This is a genomic window from Nitrincola tibetensis (assembly GCF_003284585.1).
In the GTDB taxonomy this organism is placed as follows: Bacteria; Pseudomonadota; Gammaproteobacteria; order Pseudomonadales; family Balneatricaceae; genus Nitrincola; species Nitrincola tibetensis.
This window is the reverse complement of the sequence record NZ_QKRX01000015.1, coordinates 1-21,686: the sequence shown is the minus strand read 5'-3', so window position 1 is coordinate 21,686 and position 21,686 is coordinate 1. Positions and strand designations below refer to the sequence as shown.

The following is a 21,686-nucleotide window of genomic DNA, read 5'->3' as shown; positions in this document are numbered from 1 at the left end:
ATTTTTTAGCCCTTCACGGAGATCTCGACATGAGTGAAAAAACCAATCAACAGTGGGGCGGACGTTTCTCGGAACCTACCGATGCGTTCGTTGCTCGTTTTACCGCCTCAGTCATGTTTGATCAGCGTCTATTTAGGCAGGATATTCAGGGATCAATTGCGCATGCGCGTATGTTGGCTAAAGTCGGTGTCCTGAGCGATGCTGAACGTGATGACATTATTCGTGGCTTAAGCGAAATTCGTGTTGAAATCGAACGTGGTGACTTTGAGTGGTCGGTTGAACTCGAAGACGTGCATATGAACATAGAAGCCGCACTGACCCGTAAAATTGGTATTACTGGCAAGAAATTGCACACGGGACGTTCTCGCAACGACCAAGTTGCCACGGATATACGTTTGTATATGCGCGATGAAACGGATTTGATTTTAGATGAAATAAGCCGCCTGCAAAATGGATTGTTAGAGTTAGCCGAACGCGAAGCCGATACAATCATGCCAGGCTTTACACATTTACAAACGGCGCAGCCCGTCACTTTCGGTCATCATTTAATGGCTTGGTTTGAAATGCTGAGCCGTGATTACGAGCGCTTTGTTGATTGCCGTAAACGGATTAATGTTCTGCCGTTAGGCGCTGCAGCTTTAGCGGGGACAACCTATCCAATTGATCGCTTTTACACAGCGGAGCTGCTCCAGTTTGCGGCGCCTGCCAATAACTCGTTGGACGCTGTCTCTGATCGTGATTTTGCAATCGAGTTCTGTGCGGCATCCAGTCTGTTGCTGATGCATATGACGCGTATGTCTGAAGAATTGGTTTTGTGGACATCTTCACAATTCAATTTTATCAACTTGCCGGATCGTTTCTGTACAGGCTCTTCGATAATGCCGCAAAAGAAAAATCCAGATGTGCCCGAGTTGGTTCGCGGTAAAAGTGGGCGTGTTTATGGTCATTTAGTGTCGTTGTTGACATTAATGAAGTCTCAACCTCTGGCGTACAACAAAGATAATCAAGAAGATAAAGAACCGCTGTTTGATACGGTCGATACAGTCAAGGGTTGCCTGAGGGCCTTCGCAGATATGATTCCTGCCCTTGAAGCACGCAAAGATGTGATGAGGGAAGCGGCGTTGAGAGGCTTTTCAACGGCTACGGATTTAGCGGATTATTTGGTGCGCAAAGGTGTTGCCTTCCGTGATGCCCATGAGATCGTTGGATTGTCCGTTGCTTATGGTGTACGCACACAGAAAGATCTAGGTGAAATGTCGCTCGAAGAGCTGCAACAGTTCTCAAATATCATTGAAGCCGATGTGTTTGATGTTTTGTCTCTGGATGGATCAGTTGCGGCTCGAAATCATATAGGTGGCACGGCACCTGATCAAGTTCGATGGGCTGTGCAGCAGGGTCGTCAAATGCTGCAAGCACGTTCAGTTGACTGATTAAGAAGGGGCATCTGGTCTTCTCTAGATGCCTTTACTCACAGAAGGCTTGAGGAAAGGCGATGCTACAGATCATCTCTGCGTTAGTGCCTATTTTTGCGTTACTGATGATTGGTTTTTTTGCGCGTCGCCACGGATTCCCCGGAGAGGGGTTTTGGGCGCCCGCAGAGCGCTTTACTTACTACCTGCTGTTTCCGGCTCTATTAATTAATAGTTTGAGTCAAGCCAGCCTCTCAGGAGGTGAGTCCTTGCGGATTGTATTGGCGGTTTTGCTTCTGTTAGCACTCGTCAGTGGTGTTTGCTTGTTGCTAAAAAAACGTTTAGGGGTTGGCTTTGCAACCTATACGTCGTTTTATCAAGGCAGTATGCGCTTTAATACATTTGTTGCGCTTGCCACCACATCGGCATTGTTATCATCAGCGGGTTTGGTGATTGCCGCCATTATTGCAGCAGTGATGATTCCAACTCTAAATATACTCTGTGTTCTTGTTTTTTCGAGTGAGAAGGGTTTGGCCTCCAATCTAGTGCCGACCCTTAAGGCGTTAGTGACTAACCCGCTAATTCTTGCCTGTTTTGCTGGGGTTCTTGTGAATCAGTTGGGTGGGTTGCCAGCGACGTTTTCTGCCACTCTAGGCCTGTTAGGGCAAATGGCGTTGCCTTTAGGTCTGCTCTCTGTGGGGGCTGCGCTTAATCTGAGTGCTTTGAGGTCTTCAGGTCGAGTGCTTTATATTTCTTCGGCCATCAAGCTTTTGCTATTTCCTCTCATTGCTTGGGGAGTTGCTTACGGCTTTCAGTTATCCGAGTTAGCATCTCAAGTGTTGATCATTTTTGCGGCAATGCCAACCGCAACCTCTGCCTATATTCTGGCCCGACAACTAGGGGGCGATGCGGCTGTGATGGCGGCGATCATCACGGCCCAAACGCTCTTCGCGATGTTAACCTTACCCTTGGTGTTGTCATTTGTTGGATAAAGATCAACGCTTTTGTACTACTTACGTAGTAAAGAGAATTAATGCTTGATTTTATTTCTAAATGTGAAAGACTATTACGTCAATAGTTTAAAATTATATGATGCTAAGTTGGCACTAAAGCCAAGAGTCTAGCTGCTATTTCGCACTACGAGTTTGTCACTAACCTATTACAATTGTGAGATACGAGTTAATGAAAAGGAGTCCTGACCTTATTCTGGTTGTAGTATTGTTCTTTATTGTGGGTACGGTTATGACCGGTGTTTCACAAAGTGCCCCTGAAATTGCGTCGTTAGTTCAGCAAGTTTTCAATAGTTAGGCATTTTTGGTGTCAACAGGGGTAATAATCCTTATCTGTAGCGATACCCTGCAAGGGTATGTCCCAAGATTCGGTCGGTAAGCTGTCTACTTTCTGAATATCGTGAGCTAAGCCAATAAGTTTTGTTGAGTTCATGCCTTTAGGCAGGTGTTTGAAGCTAAACGTCCGGTCATAATAGCCGCCCCCCATTCCTAATCTGCCTCCTTTTTGATCAAATGCGACCAATGGAAACATGACTAAACTTAAAGCCCAAGCAGGTCTTGGTTTTAGACCCTGAATCATAGGCTCTGGAATTTGGTAGCAATTAAGTCGCATTTTGCTCTGCGCGGTGTAGGGAACAAAGATAAGACGGTGCTTGGCTGTGGGATGGAGTCTGGGTAGAAATACTTTTTTCCCCGATAACCAACAGAGTTGAATTAGAGGGCCTGTGTCTATTTCGCCATCATTGGGTAAATACAAAGCGATCGATTTAGCTTGTTGAAACCAAAGTTGAGACTCAACTGAGCGGCATAAAAGACGGGCGTTCTGGCGTTGCTGGTGTGGTGATAGGGCTCGGCGAGCGCTTCGCATCTGTTGGCGAAGTGTTTGTTTTTCGCTAGCGGTCGACATGGTATATAAAGGATCTCCCAGAATGCCGATATTGATTGTGGCCCTGAACCGTGAGGTTCAGAGTGGAGGCATTATCTGGCGTATTAGGCTTTCCGAAACATCGGACATGCACACAACACCAAAGTAACACCGCCAAGTAGGAATTTATAGGCTCGAGGGACTTAACCAACTCTCGAACATCCTAGGAGACAAACCTATTATAACAAATTTAAGACATTTGTCAGGTGTTATCCTTTTTTATCGTTAAGCGCTCGATCAATTTTATTGCTGATGCGTCGTAAATTCATTTCAACAACGTGGCGTTGCTCTTCTTTACTCTTCATCAACTCATGCGACATATTCAATGCTGCCATCACCGCAATGCGTTCCAATCCAACAATTTTGCCTGTATTGCGTATTTCACGCATTTTCTCATTGAGATAGTCAGCCGATGCCAGTAGCTCAGCTTCTGCACCGTCTGGGCAACTGATGGTGTACTCTTTATCGAGAAGTTTAACGGTCACGCTGCGAGATGCGCTCATGAGCGTTGCTCCAATGATTTGAGTCGGGCAATCATTGCCTCGACTTTGCTTTGAGTCTGATTGTTAATGGTGAGCAATTGATTGCGCTCATCTCTTAGGCGGCCTTCCTGCTCTTTAAGACGCAAGTTTTCATGCTCTAACTCTTCAAGACGCGTAATTAATCGATCAATTTTATGTTCGAGCGCATCAAAATAGTGTTCACTCATGTCGTACATGTTCCTCTCAGCGTTAGCGTCAATATAAACAGCGCACGCTATGGGGTCAATCGGTGCTTTTGTTCATACTACCTTCAGTAAATGCTAGCATAACAACATTCATTCATCATTGAGTAATGCGATGCGCTATGTCTAAAGATATATTACCTACAGAACTGCCTGATTTTGATACGCTTGCGAATGCACTGATAGAAGAGGGCATTCTCACACTTTCACCCTCAGAATTGCATGGGGTGATTGCGGGCCATGTGGCGGCTGGAGCACGATTTGACCCTGATACATTACTCCGAATGCTTGCAGACCTGACCGACATCAGTGCTTTTAAGCAAGAAACTTCTAAACTAGGGCTGCTGAGTGTCTACCAAGCAACACTCCTTCAACTCCAATCTGACTCTTTGGCCGTAGAATTGTTGTTGCCTGATGACGATCAAGCACTCAGTGATCGTGTTGATGCACTGGGCAGCTGGTGCAGTGGCTTCCTTGCTGGATTTGGTATGCAGGTCGCAACTAAACATTTGTCGGAACAGGTGAACGAAGCGATTCAAGACCTGGCTCAAATTGCTCAGATAGAAGCAGACTCAGAGGAAGAGGCTGGAGACGAGGCCAATTTCATGGAAGTGGCTGAGTATGTGCGCATGGCCTTGGTTTTGGTGTTTATTGATTATAATCAGCCCGATGCAGATGATTCATCGGACAAACCGGCACTTTTGCATTAAGGGGTATTTAAATGTTGATGACGTTAGATCAATCTGTGTTCGCAAAGCGTCGTGCGCAACTTATGTCAAAAATGCCTGAAGGTAGTGTTGCGCTGATTGCCGCGAACCGTTTGGTAACTCGAAATAGAGATGCGGAATATGCCTTCCGACAAGACAGCAATTTTTATTATCTGACGGGTTTCAATGAGCCAGATGCCCTGTTGGTGTTGTTGCCTGGCTTGGGTGTGGGGCGCAGTATTATGTTTTGTCAGCCACGAGATCCCGCGATGGAAGTCTGGACAGGCTTTAGAGCAGGCCCAGAAGGTTGTGTTAGCCAGTATGGGATGGATCAAGCATTTGCTCTTTCTGAAATAGAAAAGCAGTTGCCGGATGTGTTGGATGGCACACAGGCACTTTATTATGCTTGGGGCCAGAGCGCTGAGTTTGATTCTAAGGTTATGAATTGGCTAAAAGGATTGCGTGAAGCGTCACGCCAAGGTCGTCATGCGCCTAATCAGCTGGGCTTGATTGATGATTTATTACACGAAATGCGCCTGTTTAAAGATGATGCAGAAATTGCGCTCATGCAACGCGCCGCCGATATTTCTGCACAGGCCCATGTTCGCGCGATGCAAGTTTGTCGTCCGGGCGTGATGGAGTATCAGCTAGAAGCAGAAATCCAGCATTATTGCGCGATGCAGGGCGCTCGTTTTCAAGCCTATACGCCCATTGTTGGAGGAGGCCAGAATGCGTGTATTCTTCATTATATTGAGAATACAGCTGAGCTAAAGGATGGCGATTTGGTTTTGATTGATGCTGGCTGCGAATTGGATTGCTATGCCAGTGATATTACCCGTACCTTCCCGGTCAATGGGCGTTTTTCACCAGAACAAAAAGCCTTATATGGACTGGTTCTCGACGTGCAAAAGCAATGCATCGAAGCCATTAAGCCGGGAACGCCTTGGAATGCGATTCATGATTTGTCTGTAAAGCTCTTAACCGAAGGCTTACTTGAGCTGGGCTTGTTGAAGGGTGAGGCCGATCAGTTGATTGAAGCCGGTGCCTATAAGCCTTTTTATATGCACAGAATAGGGCATTGGCTGGGTATGGATGTTCACGATGTGGGTGCGTACAAACAAAAAGGGGATTGGCGGCCTCTGGAAGAGGGTATGGTCATGACGGTAGAGCCTGGTGTGTATATAGCCGCGGACAACCAGGACGTTGATCCTCGTTGGAGAGGCATCGGGATACGCATAGAAGACGATGTGCTTGTTACGGCAACAGGTCATCATATATTAACGGCTGCAGTGCCAAAAGAAATCGATGAAATAGAAGCCTTAATGGCGCGTTAGGAGTCTGTAATGGCACCCGCATACGATCTATTGATTATTGGTGGTGGGATGGTCGGCGCCAGTTTGGCCACGGCACTTTTACCTGTCGCACACTCCTTAGGGCTATCCATTGCGGTCATAGAAGCACAGGCAATGCCTGGCGCTGGTGAGCCATATCAACCGAGTTATGATGCTCGAACGACGGCGTTGTCATACGGAGCGAGAAGTTTTTATGAGCGCACGGGTGTGTGGCAGCGTCTGGCCGAACACTTGACCCCGATTGAGCATATTCATGTTTCGGATAAAGGACATTTTGGTGCGGCTCGTTTGCATGCAAAAGAGGAAGGGGTTCCTGCGCTTGGGTATGTGGTCGAGAATCATTGGCTAGGTCGTGTGCTGTTGGATCACCTTAGAGACAAAGGTCAGGGTGCTGTCGATTTAATCTGTCCAGCAGAAGTGATGTCTTTAACGCATCAAACTGAGGGATATCGGGTTGAGGTGCAATCGGGCGGTGACCGTCATGAGTGTATTGCTCAATTAGTGGTGATGGCTGACGGTGGACGCTCCGAGTTACGAAACACACTGGGTATTCCATATAGCCAAGAGAGTTATCAACAATATGCATTGGTCAGCAACGTCAGTATTGATCGTCCTCATGCTGGGGTGGCTTATGAGCGCTTTACGGCAACGGGGCCAATGGCGCTATTGCCCAGCGAGTCTCAAGGCTATGAGCATCGCTGTGGGTTAATCTGGACATTGCCTGAGGCATCTATTGATCGAGTGCTTAACTTATCGGATAAGGCGTTTATTCGCGAGTTACAAGAGACATTTGGATATCGATCGGGTCGTTTTATGCGGGTGGGCGAGCGTTATCACTATCCTTTAAAGCTGACCGTGGCTCAAGAACAGGTTCGAACAGGGCTGGTCATGCTCGGCAATGCAGCGCACTCGCTGCATCCAATTGCAGGGCAGGGGTATAACCTTGCTTTGCGCGGTGTTACAGACTTGGCTGAAACAATCGTGGCCAGCTGTCGTCAACAACGCGCATTGGGTGATCTTGAAGCCTTGCAAGCCTTTGAGCAAAAGCGCCGTCAGGATCAGTTCAGAACCATTGCGTTTAGCGACAAAACGATGAAGCTGTTTTCTAACACAAATAGTATTTCTGCATTGGGGCGTGATTTAGGCCTACAGCTATTGGATGTGAGTCCACCACTGAAATCATTGCTTGCACGCTCAGCAATGGGATTGGATTACCCAGCATTAAGAGTCTAAGGGGAAAGATGATGTCTGAGACAAAGGTAAGTTTCGATCTGGTAATCTCTGGGGCCGGCATGGTCGGGTTGGCGTTAGCGGCCGCCTTAGCGCCGACGGGATTGCGTATTTTACTGCTTGAGCAGCAGGCTCTTGAGCAGAGTAGTGCATTAGATGCGCTGCCAAGTGATCGTTTTGATGTGCGCGTGAGCGCTTTGACAAAGGCATCGTCTCAGCTATTAGACTTTTTGGGTGCTTGGTCAGTTATTGAGGGCTTGCGTGCGGCCGCTTATACCGATATGCATGTTTGGGACGGTATGGGGCGTGGCGAAATTCATTTCAGCGCGGATGAGTTGCATGAACCCTGTTTAGGTCATATCGTGGAAAACCGTATTATACATGCGGCGTTGCTCCAAGTTGTTCAGCAATATGCGCAGATCGAAATCATACAAGGTGTTGGCTTGTCAGCGTTGAGCGCACCCGATGCAGCAGGTGGACGTCAGATCACCTTGACCAACAATGACGTTATTCATACACCGCTGTTGATTGGAGCGGATGGCGCGTTGTCAAAAACGAGGCAACTCTCTGGTATTGGCGCTACAGAGTGGGACTATGGTCATCATGCGTTGGTGACCACCTTGATCAGTGAGCAGAGTCATCAGAATACCTGTTGGCAGGTCTTTACCGAGGATGGCCCTCTGGCACTATTGCCTCTAGCATCTTCTTCTCCGCACTATTTATCATTGGTTTGGTCCACCTCTCCTACGCATGCGCGATCCTTGCAAGCTTTGTCAGCCGAAGCGTTAGGGCAGGCAATTACTCAGGCGGTCGGGCAACGGCTGGGTGACATACGAGTGGTTGATCAGGTCACGGCTTTAAATTTGCGTCAAAGGCATGCGCACCAGTATGTTGATACAGGCTTGGCTCTGATTGGCGATGCGGCGCATACGATTCATCCTCTGGCGGGGCAGGGCGTTAATCTTGGCTTTTTGGATGTCGCCTCATTGGCGGATGTGTTAACGCAAGCGCATCAGGCAGGAGAGTCTTTGTCATCACTGACGGTACTGCGTCGTTTTCAGAGGCAAAGGCGGGCTGAAAATATCAAAATGGCCGCGACCATGGAAGTGTTTCGCCGTCTGTTTGGACACAGACCTGCGCCTATACGTTTGTTGAGAAGCTTGGGCATGAAGGGTCTTGATCAACTGGCTCCGGTGAAGAATCATTTGGTAGCCATGGCGATGGGCACTAAAGGGAACTTGCCACCTCTGTGTCGAGCACCCGTAAGGGTGTTTTGACGGAGTGGGTGGCTGTTTATTTTTTGCACGGCTTGTCGCTAGAGCAAGGCAGGTAGTGCAAAATGACAGATCAGGCTTTTTTGTTGATCTTTTTCTAAGCTGGGTTTAGCATCCTCTGCAAGGAAAATATCATAGGGAAGAATGAATCGTGCAGGGAGTGCATCACAACGCTGTTAGCCAGCCGCCAAAAAGCACTCTGCTGACGGCCGCTCTAATGCTTCATCATACGTTTCCCGGTCAAGTTCGAGAGGTTGCGAAATCTTGGCCACACTCTCCTGATGTTTATTTGATCCATTTACGCAACCTCGAGCCTTACCGTGGCTTCCATATTTTCATGCGAGCACTGGCAAAAATCCAAAAACAACACCCAACCTGCCACGCCATTATCGTTGGTGGGGATGAGGTGAGTTATGGCCAGCCTCCTAAGGGTGCTAAAAACTGGCGAGAAAAAATGCTACAGGAAGTGACCCTAGACCCTAATTGACCCCACTTTATTAGATACGCTTGATCATACTGAAAGAAAACGCCATGGCGATTTTGCGCGAGCACGCCAATATCGGTGATCGCCAGTGAAAAAAATTTACAGTACACGTGCCTCATAATTGAATTAGAGTTGCTTTGTCGCTACATTAATATCCCTTTTTTGCACGACCTAGCAGAGCAGTGTGAGATTGTTCGCTTGAGAATGCCGTACAGATGAGTAACTTCATGGGAAATAAAACCGCACTTCACGCTATGCATCTTGCTATGGGAGCCAAACTGGTGGACTTTGGTGGATGGGATATGCCACTGAACTATGGTTCCCAAGTAGAGGAGCATCATCAGGTTCGCACAGACGCTGGCATGTTTGATGTATCACACATGACCGTTGTTGATGTAACAGGCCCAGATGCTCGGGAATATCTTCGTTTGTTGCTTGCGAACGATGTCGCTCGTTTGAAGCAAAAAGGCAAAGCTTTGTACTCTGCCATGCTGAATGAGCAGGGTGGTGTTATCGATGACCTGATTGTCTATTTAATGACGGACTCAGAGGTCGTCGGTGAAGGTTATCGACTCGTAGTCAATTGCGCTACGCGTGAAAAAGATTTGCGTTGGATGTCTGAGCGTGCCGCTAAAATGGATGTTGCCTTAACCGAGCAACCCGAGTTAGCGATGATCGCGATTCAGGGGCCGACGGCCATCGAAAAAGCCAAGTCCGTTTTGAGTCCCTATCGCCAAGCATTAATAGATGAACTGGATGTATTTCAAGGCCACGAGTCCGAAGGCTGGTTTATTGCGCGCACAGGGTATACGGGCGAAGATGGCTTAGAAATAATGTTACCTGAGGATGAAGCCGCAGGCTTTTGGCAGCAATTAGCTGAAGCCGGAGTAAAGCCTTGCGGTTTAGGGGCAAGAGATACATTGCGCTTAGAAGCAGGAATGAACCTCTATGGCCAAGACATGGATGAAAACGTCACACCTTTGGTCTCTAATATGGCCTGGACGGTTGCTTGGGAGCCACAAGACCGCTCTTTTGTGGGGCGTGCGGCTCTAGAGGCTGAGAAAGTTCAGGGGCCAGCGTATAAATTGGTTGGGTTGGTGATGGAGTCACGTGGTGTGTTGCGAGCCCATCAACGAGTGATCACGGCAGAAGGGCAAGAAGGTGAGATTACCAGTGGTAGCTTTTCACCGACATTGGGCTATTCTGTTGCATTAGCAAGACTTCCAATCACTCAGTCAGACACGGCTGAAGTTGATATGCGAGGAAAGCAAGTTTGTGTCAAGATAGTAAGGCCACCGTTTGTTCGAAACGGTAAAAAAGTATATTCCTGAAACAGGTAGGATTAAGTATGAGTAGCATTCCCGCTGAATTAAAGTATGTCGCTAGTCACGAGTGGATTCGTGATGAAGGTGATGGAACCTTCACGATTGGTGTCACGGACCATGCGCAAGATCTTTTGGGTGATGTCGTGTTTGTTGAGCTGCCAGAGGTGGGTGACGAGCTGGCAGCGGGCGATGATGCAGGTGTTGTTGAGTCGGTTAAAGCTGCCTCCGATATCTATGCTCCGCTCACAGGTGAAGTGATTGCGATTAACGAAGATTTAGAAGATGCGCCAGAACTGGTTAACTCAGATCCTTATGGTGATGGTTGGTTCTTTCGTATCCGTATAAGCGATCCAGCTGAGCTGGACGATTTGTTGGATGCCGATGGTTACGCAGAGCATTGCGAATCAGAAAGCTGATTACTCTGTGATTTTTACACAAACAACCTATGAATGAATCGTAGGTTGCTTCTCTAAAGCGATATATATGAACTTTCAACCGCTTATTCTAAACGCAGGTGCTGAGAAGCGTTTGCGTGCTGGCCATATTTGGATTTACAGCAACGAAATTAATACACAGCTTTCGCCACTCAAGCAGTTTGAGGCGGGTGAGCAGGTGTGTGTGCAAGATGCGCGAGGAAAGGTGCTTGGGTTAGCCTATGTTAATCCTAACAATCTTATCTGTGGGCGGTTAATAAGTCGCGATATCAAATATCCTTTGGATCGCTCGTTGCTGGTTCACCGTCTGAATATTGCGTTGGCTTTGCGTGAACGCTGCTTTTCAGAGAACTGTTACCGTTTGGTTTATGGTGACTCAGATGGTTTGCCAGGCTTGGTTATAGATCGCTTTTATGATGTTTTCGTTGTTCAGATTTCAACCGCAGGGATGGAGCGGGTTAAGGCCGATATCGTTGATGCGCTGAATAAGGTCTTTACTCCCCAAGCGATTCTTTTGCGTAACGATGGCAAGATGCGTGCGCTTGAAGGGCTCGACAGCTATGTTGAAGTTGTTCAGGGCGAAGTGCCAGAGTTGGCTCCACTGACTGAAAATGGTGTGTCTTTGGTAGCACCTGTTCTTGACGGCCAAAAGACGGGTTGGTTCTATGATCATCGGGAGAATCGTGCCCGAATGATGTCCTTGGTGAAAGGGAAGCGCGTGCTGGATCTATTCAGTTATGTCGGTGGTTGGGGTGCGCAAGCGCTTGCGGCTGGCGCATCTGAAGTCATTTGTGTGGATGCATCGCAAACTGCATTAGATGTTGCAGCAGAGAATGCACGTATCAACAAAGGCGAGACGCGTTTTAAGGGATTGAAAGGCGATGCGTTTGATATCTGTAAAGCCTTAACCGCCGAGGGCGAGCGCTTTGATGTGGTTGTGGTTGACCCGCCGGCTTTTATTCAGCGCCGCAAAGATATTCGCAATGGGGAAAGGGCGTATTCTCGAATCAATAACTTTGCCATGCGTTTGCTAAGCCGTGACGGGGTGTTGATATCAGGCTCTTGCTCAATGCACTTAAGTCAAGAAAGCCTGATTGATATTCTGCGCGGAAATAGCCGAGAGCTGGATCGAAGCGCACAAGTCTTTGCGCTAGGTCATCAAGGTGCAGATCACCCTATGCATCCAGCTATCCCCGAAACCAACTATCTTAAAGCCTGTTTCATGCGCGTGTTGCCTGGCTACTAGCGTAAATCGAGAATTGGCCAAGCGCGCTCATTGGCAACCTTGGTCAAAATCTCGTCGGGATTGACGGCAATTGGGTTGTCCACTTTTTCGAGTAGAGGTAAGTCGTTGCAGGAGTCGCTGTAAAAATAGCTGCCACTCAACGAGTACCCTGTCTTGTCTAGCCACTCGTGCAAGCGCGTTACTTTTCCATCTTGAAAGCAAGGACTGCCAATAAAGCTGCCAGTGTATTGGTTGTTTAGTATTTCAGGTTCTGTAGCCAAGATATCGTCGACTTCAAAGCGCTCAGCAATAGGGCGAGTGATAAAACCATTGGTGGCCGTTATGATAAGAAGATAGTCACCTTGGTCTCTATGGTGTTTTAGCAACGACAGTGCTTTAGGGAGCACCATAGGTTCAATTTTTGTTTGCATAAATTCTTGGTGCCACGCCTGCAAGTCAGCGATTGAATGCTGGGCGAGCGGTTTTAAGGCAAAACTCAAAAATTCGACAATATCCAATGACCCATTTTGGTATTGTTTGTAGAAGTAATCATTGGCATCTTGATAGTCTTGCGGATCTACAATTCCCTTTTCGCATAAAAAAGCGCCCCACGCATGGTCGCTGTCACCACCAAGCAGAGTGTTATCGAGATCAAAAATAGCCAGCCTCACGTTACGATACTCCAAGTCCTGTTTTAAAAAGACGCAATCATATGCTCTAATGCATTGTATAAACAAAGGTCTGTGCGGTGCAAAATGTAGGGATTACCAAGAAATACAATGAAACTAGGCGCATTGAGTGATATTAGATGGAATAGCTTAGACTGAAGCACGGGTGATATGCAATCCAATCGGGCGAGATGGCTATTTGCGTAAACCCATAGTTGTGGAACAATAAACATAATATAAAGAAATACTCAGGTAAAATATTGTGATTGATTCAGAGGGCTTCCGACCGAATGTCGGCATCATCCTGGTGAACTCGCTGGGTCAGGTACTTTGGGCAAGGCGAGTAGGCCAGGATGCGTGGCAGTTTCCTCAGGGTGGGATTCAAGACCATGAATCACCTGAAGAAGCAATGTATCGAGAGTTGCGAGAAGAAATAGGATTGTCGGCAAACGACGTCGAGATTCTTGCAGTGACTCGGGGATGGTTACGTTATCGCTTGCCCAAACGAATGGTGAGACGACACAGTCATCCCGTCTGTATTGGGCAAAAGCAAAAATGGTTTTTGTTACAGATGTTAAGTAAGGATACTGCCGTGAAAATCGATCTTACGGACTCTCCAGAGTTTGATGGTTGGCAGTGGGTGAGTTATTGGTATCCGCTGGGCCAAGTAGTGTCGTTTAAGCGAGAAGTGTATCGAAAAGCGATGAAGGAATTGTCTCCTAAGCTGATTCGACTGCATACGAACATCTAATAATAACACTGGGGAGTGGCAACATGAGCATCTTAAATGTTTTACGCAAAATAGTTCAGGAAGTCGGTATTGCACCTGATCTAAATGCGGTGTTGTCGATCATTGTCAGTCGTGTTCAAAAAGCCATGAAAACAGAAGTCTGTTCTGTTTTTTTACTGGATAAAACAGTGCAGCGCTATGTGTTGATGGCAACGCATGGCTTAAATCAAGAAGCCGTGGGCCATGTTAGCTTAGGCTTAAATGAAGGTATTGTGGGGGTGGTCGCACAGCGCGCCGAACCGATTAATCTTCAAGATGCGTTTACCCATCCCTCCTTTCACTACTTGCAAATGACGGGAGAGGAGCGCTTCCACGCTTTTTTAGGCGTCCCTATTATTCATCAGCGCGAAGTCTTGGGCGTTTTGGTTGTACAGCAGCATGAAAAAAGGCGTTTTGATGAGAGTGAAGAGGCCTTTTTGGTCACGTTGTCTGCGCAATTGGCGGGAATCATTGCGCACTCTCATGCCACCGGAAATCATTACGCCTTAGGAGCATCCCTGAACGGCAAACTGGATGTACGTTATGAAGGGGTGTCAGGCGCGCCTGGTGTCGCGATTGGTCGGGTCATCATTGTCTCCTTGCCCGCCGATCTAGACACCGTTCCAGATAAAACAACAGATGATCCTGAAGCGGAGTTGCTGGCCTTTAATAAAGCGCTTGAAGCGGTTCGTGATGAGATACGTCAAGTCGCAGCCAATTTGTCTGAGCGCTTGAGTGTCGATGAGCGTGCACTGTTTGATGTTTATTTGCGCATGCTCGATGACAATGCGCTTGCGTTGGAAGTGTCGGATCGTATTCGATCAGGCCTGTGGGCTCAGGGGGCATTAAAAGAAGTCATCAGTGAGCATGTGCGCGCCTTTTCAGCCATGGATGACAGTTATCTCAGTGAGCGTGCAACCGATATTAAAGATTTAGGTCGAAGAATATTACGACATCTTCAAGATGAGGTGCGCAACGAAGTCACCTACCCTGAAAATGCCATTCTTCTGGCTGATGAGTTAACCCCCGCTATGTTGGGCATGGTGCCCGAAGGAAAATTGTCGGGATTGGTGTCAATTAGTGGCTCCGGAAACTCTCATGCCGCAATTTTGGCCCGATCAATGGGTATTCCCACGGTGATGGGCGTCACCAATATTCCGTATTTACGTTTGAATGCGTGTGAAATTGTCGTAGATGGTTACAGCGGACGCGTTTATCTCAATCCTTCGGAAGAGTTACTGCAAGCCTATGGTCGTATTCTGAGTGATGAGCGAGCTGTTCTGGATCAACTCAACTCACTAAAAGAGCTGCCCGCGATTACTAAAGATGGCTATCGATTGCCCTTATGGGTAAATACCGGGTTAGCTGCTGATGTTGCGCGCTCTTTAGAGCGAGGTGCTGAAGGGATCGGCCTTTACCGTACTGAAATTCCGTTTATGATTCGTGATTGTTTCCCGAGTGAAATGGAGCAGTTGGAAAGTTATCGAACTCAGCTTGCGGCCTTTGCTCCTGCATTGGTCACCATGCGGACGTTAGATATCGGTGGAGACAAAGCATTACCGTATTTCCCCATCCATGAAGAAAACCCCTCCTTAGGTTGGCGTGGTATTCGAGTGACGCTGGATCACCCGGAAATCTTCATGGTACAGGTCCGAGCGATGTTGCGTGCTTCCGTTGGCCTCAATAATCTAAGAATCATGTTGCCGATGGTGACCAGTATTCATGAGGTTGAAGAGGCTATTCGGCAGATAGAGCGTGCGTGCCGCGAACTGAACGACGAAGGCTATGATGTAAAGCGTCCTCCTATTGGAGTGATGATTGAGGTGCCAGCTGCGGTATATCAGACGCGACGTTTTGCACGTATGGTTGATTTTATTTCAGTAGGCTCTAATGACTTAACTCAATATTTACTGGCGGTCGACAGGAACAATCCGCGAGTGGCGGGTTTGTATGCGTCTTACCATCCTGCCGTTTTAAAAGCGTTGGATTTTATTGTGCATGAGGCGCATAAAGAAAAAAAACATGTGTCGATCTGTGGCGAAATTGCGGCCGATCCGGGCGGAGCGCTGCTACTGATGGCGATGGGGTACGATGTGCTATCCGTTAACGCAAACAATTTGCTGCGTGTAAAATATGCGATACGCGAGGTGACCTTAGAGGATGCTCGTCAATTACTACACCGTGTTAGAATGATGCATGATGCCGAAGAAATACATCAAGAGTTGCGTCGTTCATTGAAAGCTTTTGGCTTGACGCGCTTGACGCGCCCAGCGACTCCTGAAAAAGAATAGTCTATTGAATACATAAGGAACCCATATGTTAATGGTTATAGCGCTATATTTAGCGCTAGGTGCGTTTGCGGGATTGGTCGCAGGACTGTTTGGTATTGGCGGAGGGCTTATTATAGTCCCCGTGTTAATTTTTAGCTTCGAAGCACAAGGGATGCCTGTAGAGTATCTGACACACATGGCGGTTGCGACTTCACTTGCCACCATTGTGATTACGTCTATGAGCTCAGTTCGTGCGCATCATGCCAAGGGTGCCGTTGATTGGCCTTTGTTTAGATCCTTAACGTTGGGTATTTTGGTTGGTGCAATGCTTGGGGTAAATACAGCTATGCTGTTGCCTGGGCATGTGTTGCAAATGATTTTTGGCGTGTTCGCATTGTTGGTGGCGCTGCAAATGGCATTTTCCCTACATCCTAAACAAAGTGGCGAGGCGCCAACAGGTATTGAGTTGAAGTGTGCGGGAGGTGTTATAGGTTGGGCATCTTCGATTTTTGGTATAGGTGGTGGGACCCTGTCAGTGCCTTATCTGACATGGCGTCGCCAAGAAATGCGTCGTGCGGTCGCAACGTCGGCTGCTTGTGGTTTGCCTATTGCAGTAATGGGTGCATTAACCAATGTTTGGGTCGGTTTAGATAAGCCTCTCCCTGAGTGGAGTTTGGGGTATGTGTATCTTCCTGCATTTTTGGGTATTGTTATTAGCAGTTCATTGTTTGCGGGCGTTGGGGCCCGGCTTGCCCATAAGCTTCCGCAGTCTGTATTGAAAAAGTGCTTCGCTGCGTTTTTGTTTGTGATTGCAATTCGTTTTTTAGTGGTTAATTGGGTGCTATAACAATGTGGGAACATGCAATAAATCCAGTGGCGCTCTCTTTGGGCCCTTTGCAAATCCACTGGTATGGAATGATGTACATGGTCGGTTTTGGCGCGGCTTGGTGGTTGGGTAATCGGCGGGCCGCGCAGCCAGGATCAGGATGGAGCGAGCAGCAGGTGTCGGACCTGATTTTTTGGGGCGCTGTGGGTGTGATACTTGGCGGGCGAATGGGCTACGTTGTTTTCTACCACTTTGATTATTTTCTTCAAGATCCACTATGGCTATTTGCCATCTGGGAAGGCGGGATGTCCTTTCATGGTGGTTTTCTAGGTGTGCTCGCGACTTTAGTCATCTTTGCCAAGAAGTATCAAAAATCTTTTTTCGAAATCGGTGATTTTGTTGCTCCTTTAATTCCGATAGGTTTGGGCGCTGGACGCTTGGGTAATTTTATTGGAGGAGAGCTATGGGGTAAGGCCACGGATCAAACCTGGGGGGTCATTTTTCCTGCAGCGGGAGACGGTTTGGCACGCCATCCATCTCAGCTCTATCAAATGCTGTTGGAAGGTGTTGTTCTATTCTGTGCCTTGTGGTTCTTTTCTTCGAAGCCTAGGCCACGTATGGCAGTATCCGGTCTGTTTCTCACGCTGTATGGTTTGTTTCGAATTGCCGTTGAAACGGTGCGGGAGCCGGACCCTCAGTTGGGATATCTAGCGTTTAATGCGATCACCATGGGTCAAGTACTGTCGCTGCCAATGGTTGTTTGTGGGGTTCTGTTCCTTGCGCTGGCGTATCGTAAGGCGAGCTAAATAAAGTTTAATAAAATGATGTTTGGAGTTTGCTCATGCGGGCGTATTTAGACCTGATGCAAGAGATCATAAATGATGGCGTGGATCGAGGTGATCGAACGGGAACGGGTACCCGATCATTGTTCGGTCGGCAAATGCGCTTTGATTTGCAAAAAGGCTTCCCCTTATTGACCACAAAGAAGGTTCATATGAAGTCGGTGATTCATGAGCTTTTATGGTTCTTATCAGGCAGCACTGATAACCGACTTTTGCAGGCACAGGGTGTCACTATTTGGAATGAATGGGCGCTTGATAATGGTGACTTAGGTCCGGTGTATGGCAAGCAATGGCGGTCGTGGCAATGCCCTGATGGGCGTACGATCGATCAAATATCGAACGTGGTTGAGCAAATTAAATGTCGTCCAGAATCGCGCCGCTTGTTGGTGAGTGGTTGGAATCCAGCCGACTTGCCTGATGAAGGTCTAAGTCCGCAAGAAAATGCGCGATTAGGGAAGGCTGCTTTGCCACCTTGTCATACATTGTTTCAGTTTTATGTCGCGAAGGGAGCGTTAAGTTGTCAGCTTTATCAGCGCAGTGCGGACTATTTTTTGGGTGTGCCATTTAATATAGCGTCCTATGCTTTGCTCACTCACATGATTGCACAGCAGTGTGATCTGGAGGTTGGCGAATTTGTGCATACGTTTGGTGATTTGCATTTATATCACAACCATATGTCCGATCCGAAAATTGTTGCTGAGCAACTGTCAAGAGAACCTAGACCTCTACCAAGGCTTGTTATTAAGCGTAAGCCCGCTTCATTGTTTGAATACGAATATGATGACTTTGAGGTAGTGGATTACGACCCTTACCCCCCAATCAAAGCTCCTATAGCTATTTGAGGTTGCTATGCGTATATCGATTATTGTTGCGCAGTCTACGAATCGCGTAATAGGGCGGCAGAATAAGTTGCCTTGGTACCTGCCCGAGGACTTAAAGTATTTCAAGCGAATCACTCAGGGTAAGCCCATTATTATGGGACGTAAAACCTATGAGTCTATTGGCCGTCCTTTGCCTGGGCGTTTGAATATTGTGATTACGCGCAGTGCAACCTATCAGCCACTCGGAGTAAAAGTGGTGAATAGCTTAGAGGCTGCGATTGAGTTAGCCGAGCATCAAGCGCTGATTGATGGCGTTGATGAAGCCTTGGTCATAGGTGGGGCTGAGATTTATCAGCAGGCAATGAGCCTGGCAGAGCGTTTGTACTTAACTCAGGTGCATGCAGAGATCGAGGGGGATGCCTATTTCCCTGAAATTAATGCGCAGAAATGGCAGCAAATTTTAAAAGAAGATTTCAATGCGGTTGAGCCTAACCCCTATCCTTATAGTTTTATTGTCTATCAGGCGAGCGCAGAATGATCGCTAAGCTCACGGCGCCTTCATCAATAGGTGAGACCACTCTTGATCTGTTAAGGTTGTTATCGGATGGCCAGTTTCATTCTGGAAGCGTAGTGGCGGCTACGCTAGGCGTCAGTCGAACGGCTATATGGAAACAGGTCAAGCTTCTAGAGGCGATAGGGTTAGAAGTGTTTAGTGTTCGAGGCAAGGGCTATCGAATACCGGGCGGAGTGGATCTTATTGATGGAGCTCGGCTGGAAAAGGCGCTGCACCAGCAGGCGCTTAGCTCAATCGAGTGCTTGCAGCTAAGTGTTTGCTCTGGCTCAACGAATAGTGACGCAATGGATGCCTTTCGTCATGGGTATCACCGTGCCTTGTGCGTGACCGAGCAGCAAACGCAAGGGCGGGGTCGGCGAGGACGCACTTGGGCGAGTCCCTTTGCGGCCAATCTATGCTTTTCGCTGGCATGGCGATTTAGTGTGGGTGTTGCGGCGCTTGAAGGCTTAAGTTTGGTGGTAGGCATGGCGATTCGGTCTGCCTTGGCTGAACTAGGCTTGTCGAATGTCACGTTAAAGTGGCCAAACGATGTCCTTATTGAGCTCAAAAAACTAGCAGGCGTATTGATTGAGGTGTCCGGTGACACATCGATTGAGAGTCAAGTGGTAATAGGCATTGGTGTTAATGTTGCGATGCCAGCAAAAATGGCCAGTGAAATTGATCAGCCTTGGACAGACTTAAGGTCCCAAGGGCTTGTGTGTACTCGAACTGACTTGTTGATCATGCTTTTGAAGCATTTACTGCCTGCACTAAGCGAGTTTGAGAAGCGCGGTTTTGCTCACTTTAAACAGCAGTGGAACGATGCCGATGCATTTAAAGGGCAGGTTGTATGCGTTAAAACACTGTCACAGTCTTGGGAAGGAGTTTGTCAGGGGGTGAATGACTCGGGTGCACTGTTGCTAAAGGGAGCCAGTGGCTTGCAAGCGCTGCATGGAGGGGAGTTGAGTGTCCGACTTGCTGAAAGTTCTTGAAATTGATGTCGGAAATACTCAGTTAAAATGGAGGGTGGTCGACCAAGTTGGAAAAACACCTATCCAGCGCGCCACTACGGCCGCGTTTTTAGCGGGAGAAGTGAGTGCCACTGCTTTTTCTGGAGTGAGTCGTGTTCGGGTTGCCTCTGTTGCCAGCGATGAAATCAATGAGCGTTTGCGTTTGTATTTACAGGCGATTTGTCCGCAGGTGTTTTTTGCTCAGTCTGTGGCGCAAATGTATGGCTTGGTCAATGCGTATGAAACGCCCGAAAAAATGGGAGTGGATCGCTGGTTGGGGATGTTGGCCGCATGGCAGCGTCAGCGTTCTAGTCTGTGTGTGATCGATTGTGGCAGTGCGATCACAATTGACTGGGTAGATACGCATGGGCTGCATTTGGGAGGGTATATCATCCCGGGGCTTAGAATGTTACAAACATCACTGCAGAGTAATACGGCAAGGGTGAAGTTCAATACTCAGGGTTTTAATTGGAATGACTCCCCTGGCTCAACGACGGATGCCTGTGTTAAAAATGGAAGTTGTTATGTTCTTGGTGCTTTGGCTGAAAAAATACAGCGGCAGGCAGACGAGAAAAAAACGCAGAGTATTGTGGTCACTGGCGGTGATGGTCATTTCCTTATCGATTATTTGCGAACAGCTCAATGGGAGCCGGAATTAGTGATGGAGGGCTTGGTATGGGCGGATCAATTTTCTGGCGTTGGTTGTTAATGTTTGTTGTCTTGCTGAATGTTTTGGCTGGATTTTGGTTTGTCCAGAATCAGTCAGCACCCGCACCCCGCGCGGCTTCAACTGCCTCAGAAGCCACAATTATTCTACTGAATGAGCGGTAAGCGTAAGAAAAATGTATTTTTTTAGTAAAAAAATATAAAAAAATGAAAATAAGGCTTGCAAAGATATATTCCGCTCAGTAATATACGCACCACTTCGATGGCAACGCCGGTATAGCTCAGTCGGTAGAGCAACTGACTTGTAATCAGTAGGTCCCGGGTTCGACTCCTGGTGCCGGCACCACGAAGTATCAAGATGTAAATCGATGTGGTGGGATTCCCGAGTGGCCAAAGGGATCAGACTGTAAATCTGACGCGAGAGCTTCGGTGGTTCGAATCCACCTCCCACCACCACCTCGATCAGCTACGCCCGGCGGGTATGGTATAGTGGCTATTACCTCAGCCTTCCAAGCTGAAGAGGCGGGTTCGATTCCCGCTACCCGCTCCAAATTCGCTCATGTAGCTCAGGGGTAGAGCACACCCTTGGTAAGGGTGAGGTCGGCGGTTCAATTCCGCCCATGAGCTCCATGTATTGTTAAGGGTAGATATAGTAATATGTCTGCCCTTTGTTGTATTTATGGCCTTAGGTCAACAAAATTAGATTGGGAATTCAAGATGGCTAAGAAAGCTTTTGAACGTAACAAGCCTCACGTCAACGTAGGAACAATCGGACACGTTGACCATGGTAAAACGACTTTGACAGCCGCGTTGACTCGCGTATGTGCAGAAGTTTGGGGTGGTACAGCGGTAGCGTTTGACGGTATCGACAATGCACCTGAAGAGCGTGAGCGTGGTATCACGATTTCGACTTCACACGTAGAGTATGAGTCACCAGTCCGTCACTATGCGCACGTAGACTGCCCAGGACACGCTGACTATGTTAAAAACATGATCACCGGTGCTGCACAGATGGACGGAGCGATTCTGGTATGTTCGGCTGCTGACGGCCCAATGCCGCAGACGCGTGAGCACATCCTGTTGTCACGTCAGGTAGGTGTACCTTACATCGTTGTGTTCCTGAACAAAGCGGACATGGTTGACGATGCTGAGTTGTTGGAAT

24 protein-coding genes, 4 tRNA genes and 1 other RNA gene are annotated in these 21,686 nt (G+C 47.8%); 24 read left to right on the top strand and 5 right to left on the bottom strand.

All coding sequences use genetic code 11. From position 1 onward, the window contains the following. Positions 1–29: 29 nt before the first annotated feature. Positions 30–1,430, top strand: a complete 1,401-nt coding sequence (gene argH, locus DN062_RS15810) for an argininosuccinate lyase (protein ID WP_112160269.1) — start codon at positions 30–32, stop codon at positions 1,428–1,430. Between the two features lie 62 nt (positions 1,431–1,492). Beyond that, positions 1,493–2,401 carry an AEC family transporter gene (locus DN062_RS15805; RefSeq protein WP_112160268.1) on the top strand — a complete coding sequence of 303 codons (909 nt, stop codon included), beginning with the start codon at positions 1,493–1,495 and terminating at the stop codon, positions 2,399–2,401. A 328-nt stretch (positions 2,402–2,729) separates the two neighbouring features. Here the strand turns inward: DN062_RS15805 and DN062_RS15800 are convergent, their stop codons facing one another. From DN062_RS15800 to DN062_RS15785, 4 genes are all read right to left on the bottom strand, one after another. Further along, positions 2,730–3,326 carry a 5-formyltetrahydrofolate cyclo-ligase gene (locus DN062_RS15800; protein ID WP_112160267.1) on the bottom strand — a complete coding sequence of 199 codons (597 nt, stop codon included), beginning with the start codon at positions 3,324–3,326 and terminating at the stop codon, positions 2,730–2,732. Between the two features lie 10 nt (positions 3,327–3,336). After that, positions 3,337–3,517: non-coding RNA, 6S RNA (ssrS, locus tag DN062_RS15795), on the bottom strand. Positions 3,518–3,553: 36 nt separating this feature from the next. After that, positions 3,554–3,847: a cell division protein ZapA gene (locus tag DN062_RS15790; RefSeq protein ID WP_112160266.1), complete on the bottom strand. Its 294-nt coding sequence runs from the start codon at positions 3,845–3,847 to the stop codon at positions 3,554–3,556. Further along, positions 3,844–4,053, bottom strand: coding sequence for a TIGR02449 family protein (locus DN062_RS15785; protein ID WP_112160265.1), 210 nt, complete (start codon positions 4,051–4,053; stop codon positions 3,844–3,846). Before DN062_RS15785 ends, DN062_RS15790 begins: the two co-directional genes overlap by 4 nt. Before the next feature lie 137 nt (positions 4,054–4,190). On the opposite strand from DN062_RS15785, the gene DN062_RS15780 reads away from it, so the two are divergent. The 8 genes from DN062_RS15780 to DN062_RS15745 all read left to right on the top strand — a co-directional run bounded on the left by DN062_RS15780 (position 4,191) and on the right by DN062_RS15745 (position 12,120). Continuing rightward, positions 4,191–4,778, top strand: coding sequence for a UPF0149 family protein (locus DN062_RS15780; protein ID WP_112160264.1), 588 nt, complete (start codon positions 4,191–4,193; stop codon positions 4,776–4,778). Positions 4,779–4,789: 11 nt separating this feature from the next. Then, entirely contained in the window at positions 4,790–6,109 is a 1,320-nt protein-coding gene (pepP, locus tag DN062_RS15775; protein WP_338039983.1) for a Xaa-Pro aminopeptidase, read from the top strand. A gap of 9 nt (positions 6,110–6,118) precedes the next feature. After that, positions 6,119–7,360, top strand: coding sequence for a 2-octaprenyl-6-methoxyphenyl hydroxylase (gene ubiH / locus DN062_RS15770; RefSeq protein WP_112160263.1), 1,242 nt, complete (start codon positions 6,119–6,121; stop codon positions 7,358–7,360). An 11-nt stretch (positions 7,361–7,371) separates the two neighbouring features. Beyond that, positions 7,372–8,634 carry a UbiH/UbiF/VisC/COQ6 family ubiquinone biosynthesis hydroxylase gene (locus DN062_RS15765; RefSeq protein WP_112160262.1) on the top strand — a complete coding sequence of 421 codons (1,263 nt, stop codon included), beginning with the start codon at positions 7,372–7,374 and terminating at the stop codon, positions 8,632–8,634. A gap of 148 nt (positions 8,635–8,782) precedes the next feature. Next, positions 8,783–9,118 (top strand): hypothetical protein, encoded by a 336-nt coding sequence (locus DN062_RS15760; RefSeq protein WP_112160261.1) that lies wholly within the window; start codon positions 8,783–8,785, stop codon positions 9,116–9,118. A 224-nt stretch (positions 9,119–9,342) separates the two neighbouring features. Further along, complete coding sequence (gene gcvT / locus DN062_RS15755) at positions 9,343–10,446, top strand: glycine cleavage system aminomethyltransferase GcvT (protein WP_112160260.1); 1,104 nt, start codon at positions 9,343–9,345, stop codon at positions 10,444–10,446. A 17-nt stretch (positions 10,447–10,463) separates the two neighbouring features. Further along, complete coding sequence (gcvH, locus tag DN062_RS15750) at positions 10,464–10,856, top strand: glycine cleavage system protein GcvH (protein ID WP_036511898.1); 393 nt, start codon at positions 10,464–10,466, stop codon at positions 10,854–10,856. A gap of 67 nt (positions 10,857–10,923) precedes the next feature. Next, complete coding sequence (locus DN062_RS15745; RefSeq protein WP_112160259.1) at positions 10,924–12,120, top strand: class I SAM-dependent rRNA methyltransferase; 1,197 nt, start codon at positions 10,924–10,926, stop codon at positions 12,118–12,120. On the opposite strand, the gene DN062_RS15740 is transcribed toward DN062_RS15745, so the two are convergent. Further along, the gene (locus DN062_RS15740; protein WP_112160258.1) at positions 12,117–12,770 is read right to left on the bottom strand and encodes a histidinol-phosphatase; all 654 of its coding nucleotides are present in this window, start codon (positions 12,768–12,770) and stop codon (positions 12,117–12,119) included. The genes DN062_RS15745 and DN062_RS15740 overlap by 4 nt on opposite strands. A gap of 259 nt (positions 12,771–13,029) precedes the next feature. Between DN062_RS15740 and DN062_RS15735 the strand changes: the two genes are divergently transcribed. The 14 genes from DN062_RS15735 to DN062_RS15675 all read left to right on the top strand — a co-directional run. Beyond that, complete coding sequence (locus tag DN062_RS15735; protein WP_112160257.1) at positions 13,030–13,518, top strand: RNA pyrophosphohydrolase; 489 nt, start codon at positions 13,030–13,032, stop codon at positions 13,516–13,518. A gap of 23 nt (positions 13,519–13,541) precedes the next feature. Then, positions 13,542–15,827, top strand: a complete 2,286-nt coding sequence (ptsP, locus tag DN062_RS15730; protein ID WP_239995813.1) for a phosphoenolpyruvate--protein phosphotransferase — start codon at positions 13,542–13,544, stop codon at positions 15,825–15,827. A 25-nt stretch (positions 15,828–15,852) separates the two neighbouring features. After that, on the top strand, positions 15,853–16,653 hold the full coding sequence (locus tag DN062_RS15725; RefSeq protein WP_193483904.1) for a sulfite exporter TauE/SafE family protein: 801 nt from the start codon (positions 15,853–15,855) through the stop codon (positions 16,651–16,653). A gap of 2 nt (positions 16,654–16,655) precedes the next feature. After that, the gene (lgt, locus tag DN062_RS15720) at positions 16,656–17,438 is read left to right on the top strand and encodes a prolipoprotein diacylglyceryl transferase (protein ID WP_112160256.1); all 783 of its coding nucleotides are present in this window, start codon (positions 16,656–16,658) and stop codon (positions 17,436–17,438) included. A 35-nt stretch (positions 17,439–17,473) separates the two neighbouring features. Then, a complete protein-coding gene (locus tag DN062_RS15715) occupies positions 17,474–18,316 on the top strand; it encodes a thymidylate synthase (protein ID WP_112160255.1) in 843 nt (280 codons plus the stop codon). A gap of 7 nt (positions 18,317–18,323) precedes the next feature. Next, positions 18,324–18,833: a dihydrofolate reductase gene (locus DN062_RS15710; RefSeq protein WP_112160254.1), complete on the top strand. Its 510-nt coding sequence runs from the start codon at positions 18,324–18,326 to the stop codon at positions 18,831–18,833. After that, positions 18,830–19,840, top strand: coding sequence for a bifunctional biotin--[acetyl-CoA-carboxylase] ligase/biotin operon repressor BirA (birA, locus tag DN062_RS15705; protein WP_112160253.1), 1,011 nt, complete (start codon positions 18,830–18,832; stop codon positions 19,838–19,840). The genes DN062_RS15710 and birA overlap by 4 nt, the downstream gene beginning before the upstream one ends. Beyond that, positions 19,815–20,567, top strand: a complete 753-nt coding sequence (locus DN062_RS15700; protein ID WP_112160252.1) for a type III pantothenate kinase — start codon at positions 19,815–19,817, stop codon at positions 20,565–20,567. Before birA ends, DN062_RS15700 begins: the two co-directional genes overlap by 26 nt. Beyond that, entirely contained in the window at positions 20,534–20,689 is a 156-nt protein-coding gene (locus DN062_RS18560) for a hypothetical protein (protein WP_156460566.1), read from the top strand. Before DN062_RS15700 ends, DN062_RS18560 begins: the two co-directional genes overlap by 34 nt. Positions 20,690–20,794: 105 nt before the next feature. Further along, a tRNA-Thr gene (locus DN062_RS15695) sits at positions 20,795–20,870 on the top strand. A gap of 26 nt (positions 20,871–20,896) precedes the next feature. After that, positions 20,897–20,980 (top strand) — tRNA-Tyr (locus tag DN062_RS15690). 19 nt (positions 20,981–20,999) lie between these two features. Next, a tRNA-Gly gene (locus DN062_RS15685) sits at positions 21,000–21,074 on the top strand. Between the two features lie 5 nt (positions 21,075–21,079). Beyond that, positions 21,080–21,154, top strand: a tRNA-Thr gene (locus tag DN062_RS15680). An 87-nt stretch (positions 21,155–21,241) separates the two neighbouring features. After that, a partial coding sequence (locus DN062_RS15675; protein ID WP_133256770.1) for a GTP-binding protein occupies positions 21,242–21,686 on the top strand: 445 nt, incomplete at its 3' end.

Bases quoted from the DNA above. Each gene is read 5' to 3' on its own strand.
- argH (WP_112160269.1), top strand. From the start codon at position 30: ATGAGTGAAAAAACCAATCAACAGTGGGGCGGACGTTTCTCGGAACCT.
- DN062_RS15805 (WP_112160268.1), top strand. From the start codon at position 1,493: ATGCTACAGATCATCTCTGCGTTAGTGCCTATTTTTGCGTTACTGATG.
- DN062_RS15800 (WP_112160267.1), bottom strand. From the start codon at position 3,326: ATGTCGACCGCTAGCGAAAAACAAACACTTCGCCAACAGATGCGAAGC.
- DN062_RS15790 (WP_112160266.1), bottom strand. From the start codon at position 3,847: ATGAGCGCATCTCGCAGCGTGACCGTTAAACTTCTCGATAAAGAGTAC.
- DN062_RS15785 (WP_112160265.1), bottom strand. From the start codon at position 4,053: ATGAGTGAACACTATTTTGATGCGCTCGAACATAAAATTGATCGATTA.
- DN062_RS15780 (WP_112160264.1), top strand. From the start codon at position 4,191: ATGTCTAAAGATATATTACCTACAGAACTGCCTGATTTTGATACGCTT.
- pepP (WP_338039983.1), top strand. From the start codon at position 4,790: ATGTTGATGACGTTAGATCAATCTGTGTTCGCAAAGCGTCGTGCGCAA.
- ubiH (WP_112160263.1), top strand. From the start codon at position 6,119: ATGGCACCCGCATACGATCTATTGATTATTGGTGGTGGGATGGTCGGC.
- DN062_RS15765 (WP_112160262.1), top strand. From the start codon at position 7,372: ATGTCTGAGACAAAGGTAAGTTTCGATCTGGTAATCTCTGGGGCCGGC.
- gcvT (WP_112160260.1), top strand. From the start codon at position 9,343: ATGGGAAATAAAACCGCACTTCACGCTATGCATCTTGCTATGGGAGCC.
- gcvH (WP_036511898.1), top strand. From the start codon at position 10,464: ATGAGTAGCATTCCCGCTGAATTAAAGTATGTCGCTAGTCACGAGTGG.
- DN062_RS15745 (WP_112160259.1), top strand. From the start codon at position 10,924: ATGAACTTTCAACCGCTTATTCTAAACGCAGGTGCTGAGAAGCGTTTG.
- ptsP (WP_239995813.1), top strand. From the start codon at position 13,542: ATGAGCATCTTAAATGTTTTACGCAAAATAGTTCAGGAAGTCGGTATT.
- DN062_RS15725 (WP_193483904.1), top strand. From the start codon at position 15,853: ATGTTAATGGTTATAGCGCTATATTTAGCGCTAGGTGCGTTTGCGGGA.
- lgt (WP_112160256.1), top strand. From the start codon at position 16,656: ATGTGGGAACATGCAATAAATCCAGTGGCGCTCTCTTTGGGCCCTTTG.
- DN062_RS15715 (WP_112160255.1), top strand. From the start codon at position 17,474: ATGCGGGCGTATTTAGACCTGATGCAAGAGATCATAAATGATGGCGTG.
- DN062_RS15710 (WP_112160254.1), top strand. From the start codon at position 18,324: ATGCGTATATCGATTATTGTTGCGCAGTCTACGAATCGCGTAATAGGG.
- birA (WP_112160253.1), top strand. From the start codon at position 18,830: ATGATCGCTAAGCTCACGGCGCCTTCATCAATAGGTGAGACCACTCTT.
- DN062_RS18560 (WP_156460566.1), top strand. From the start codon at position 20,534: ATGGGCGGATCAATTTTCTGGCGTTGGTTGTTAATGTTTGTTGTCTTG.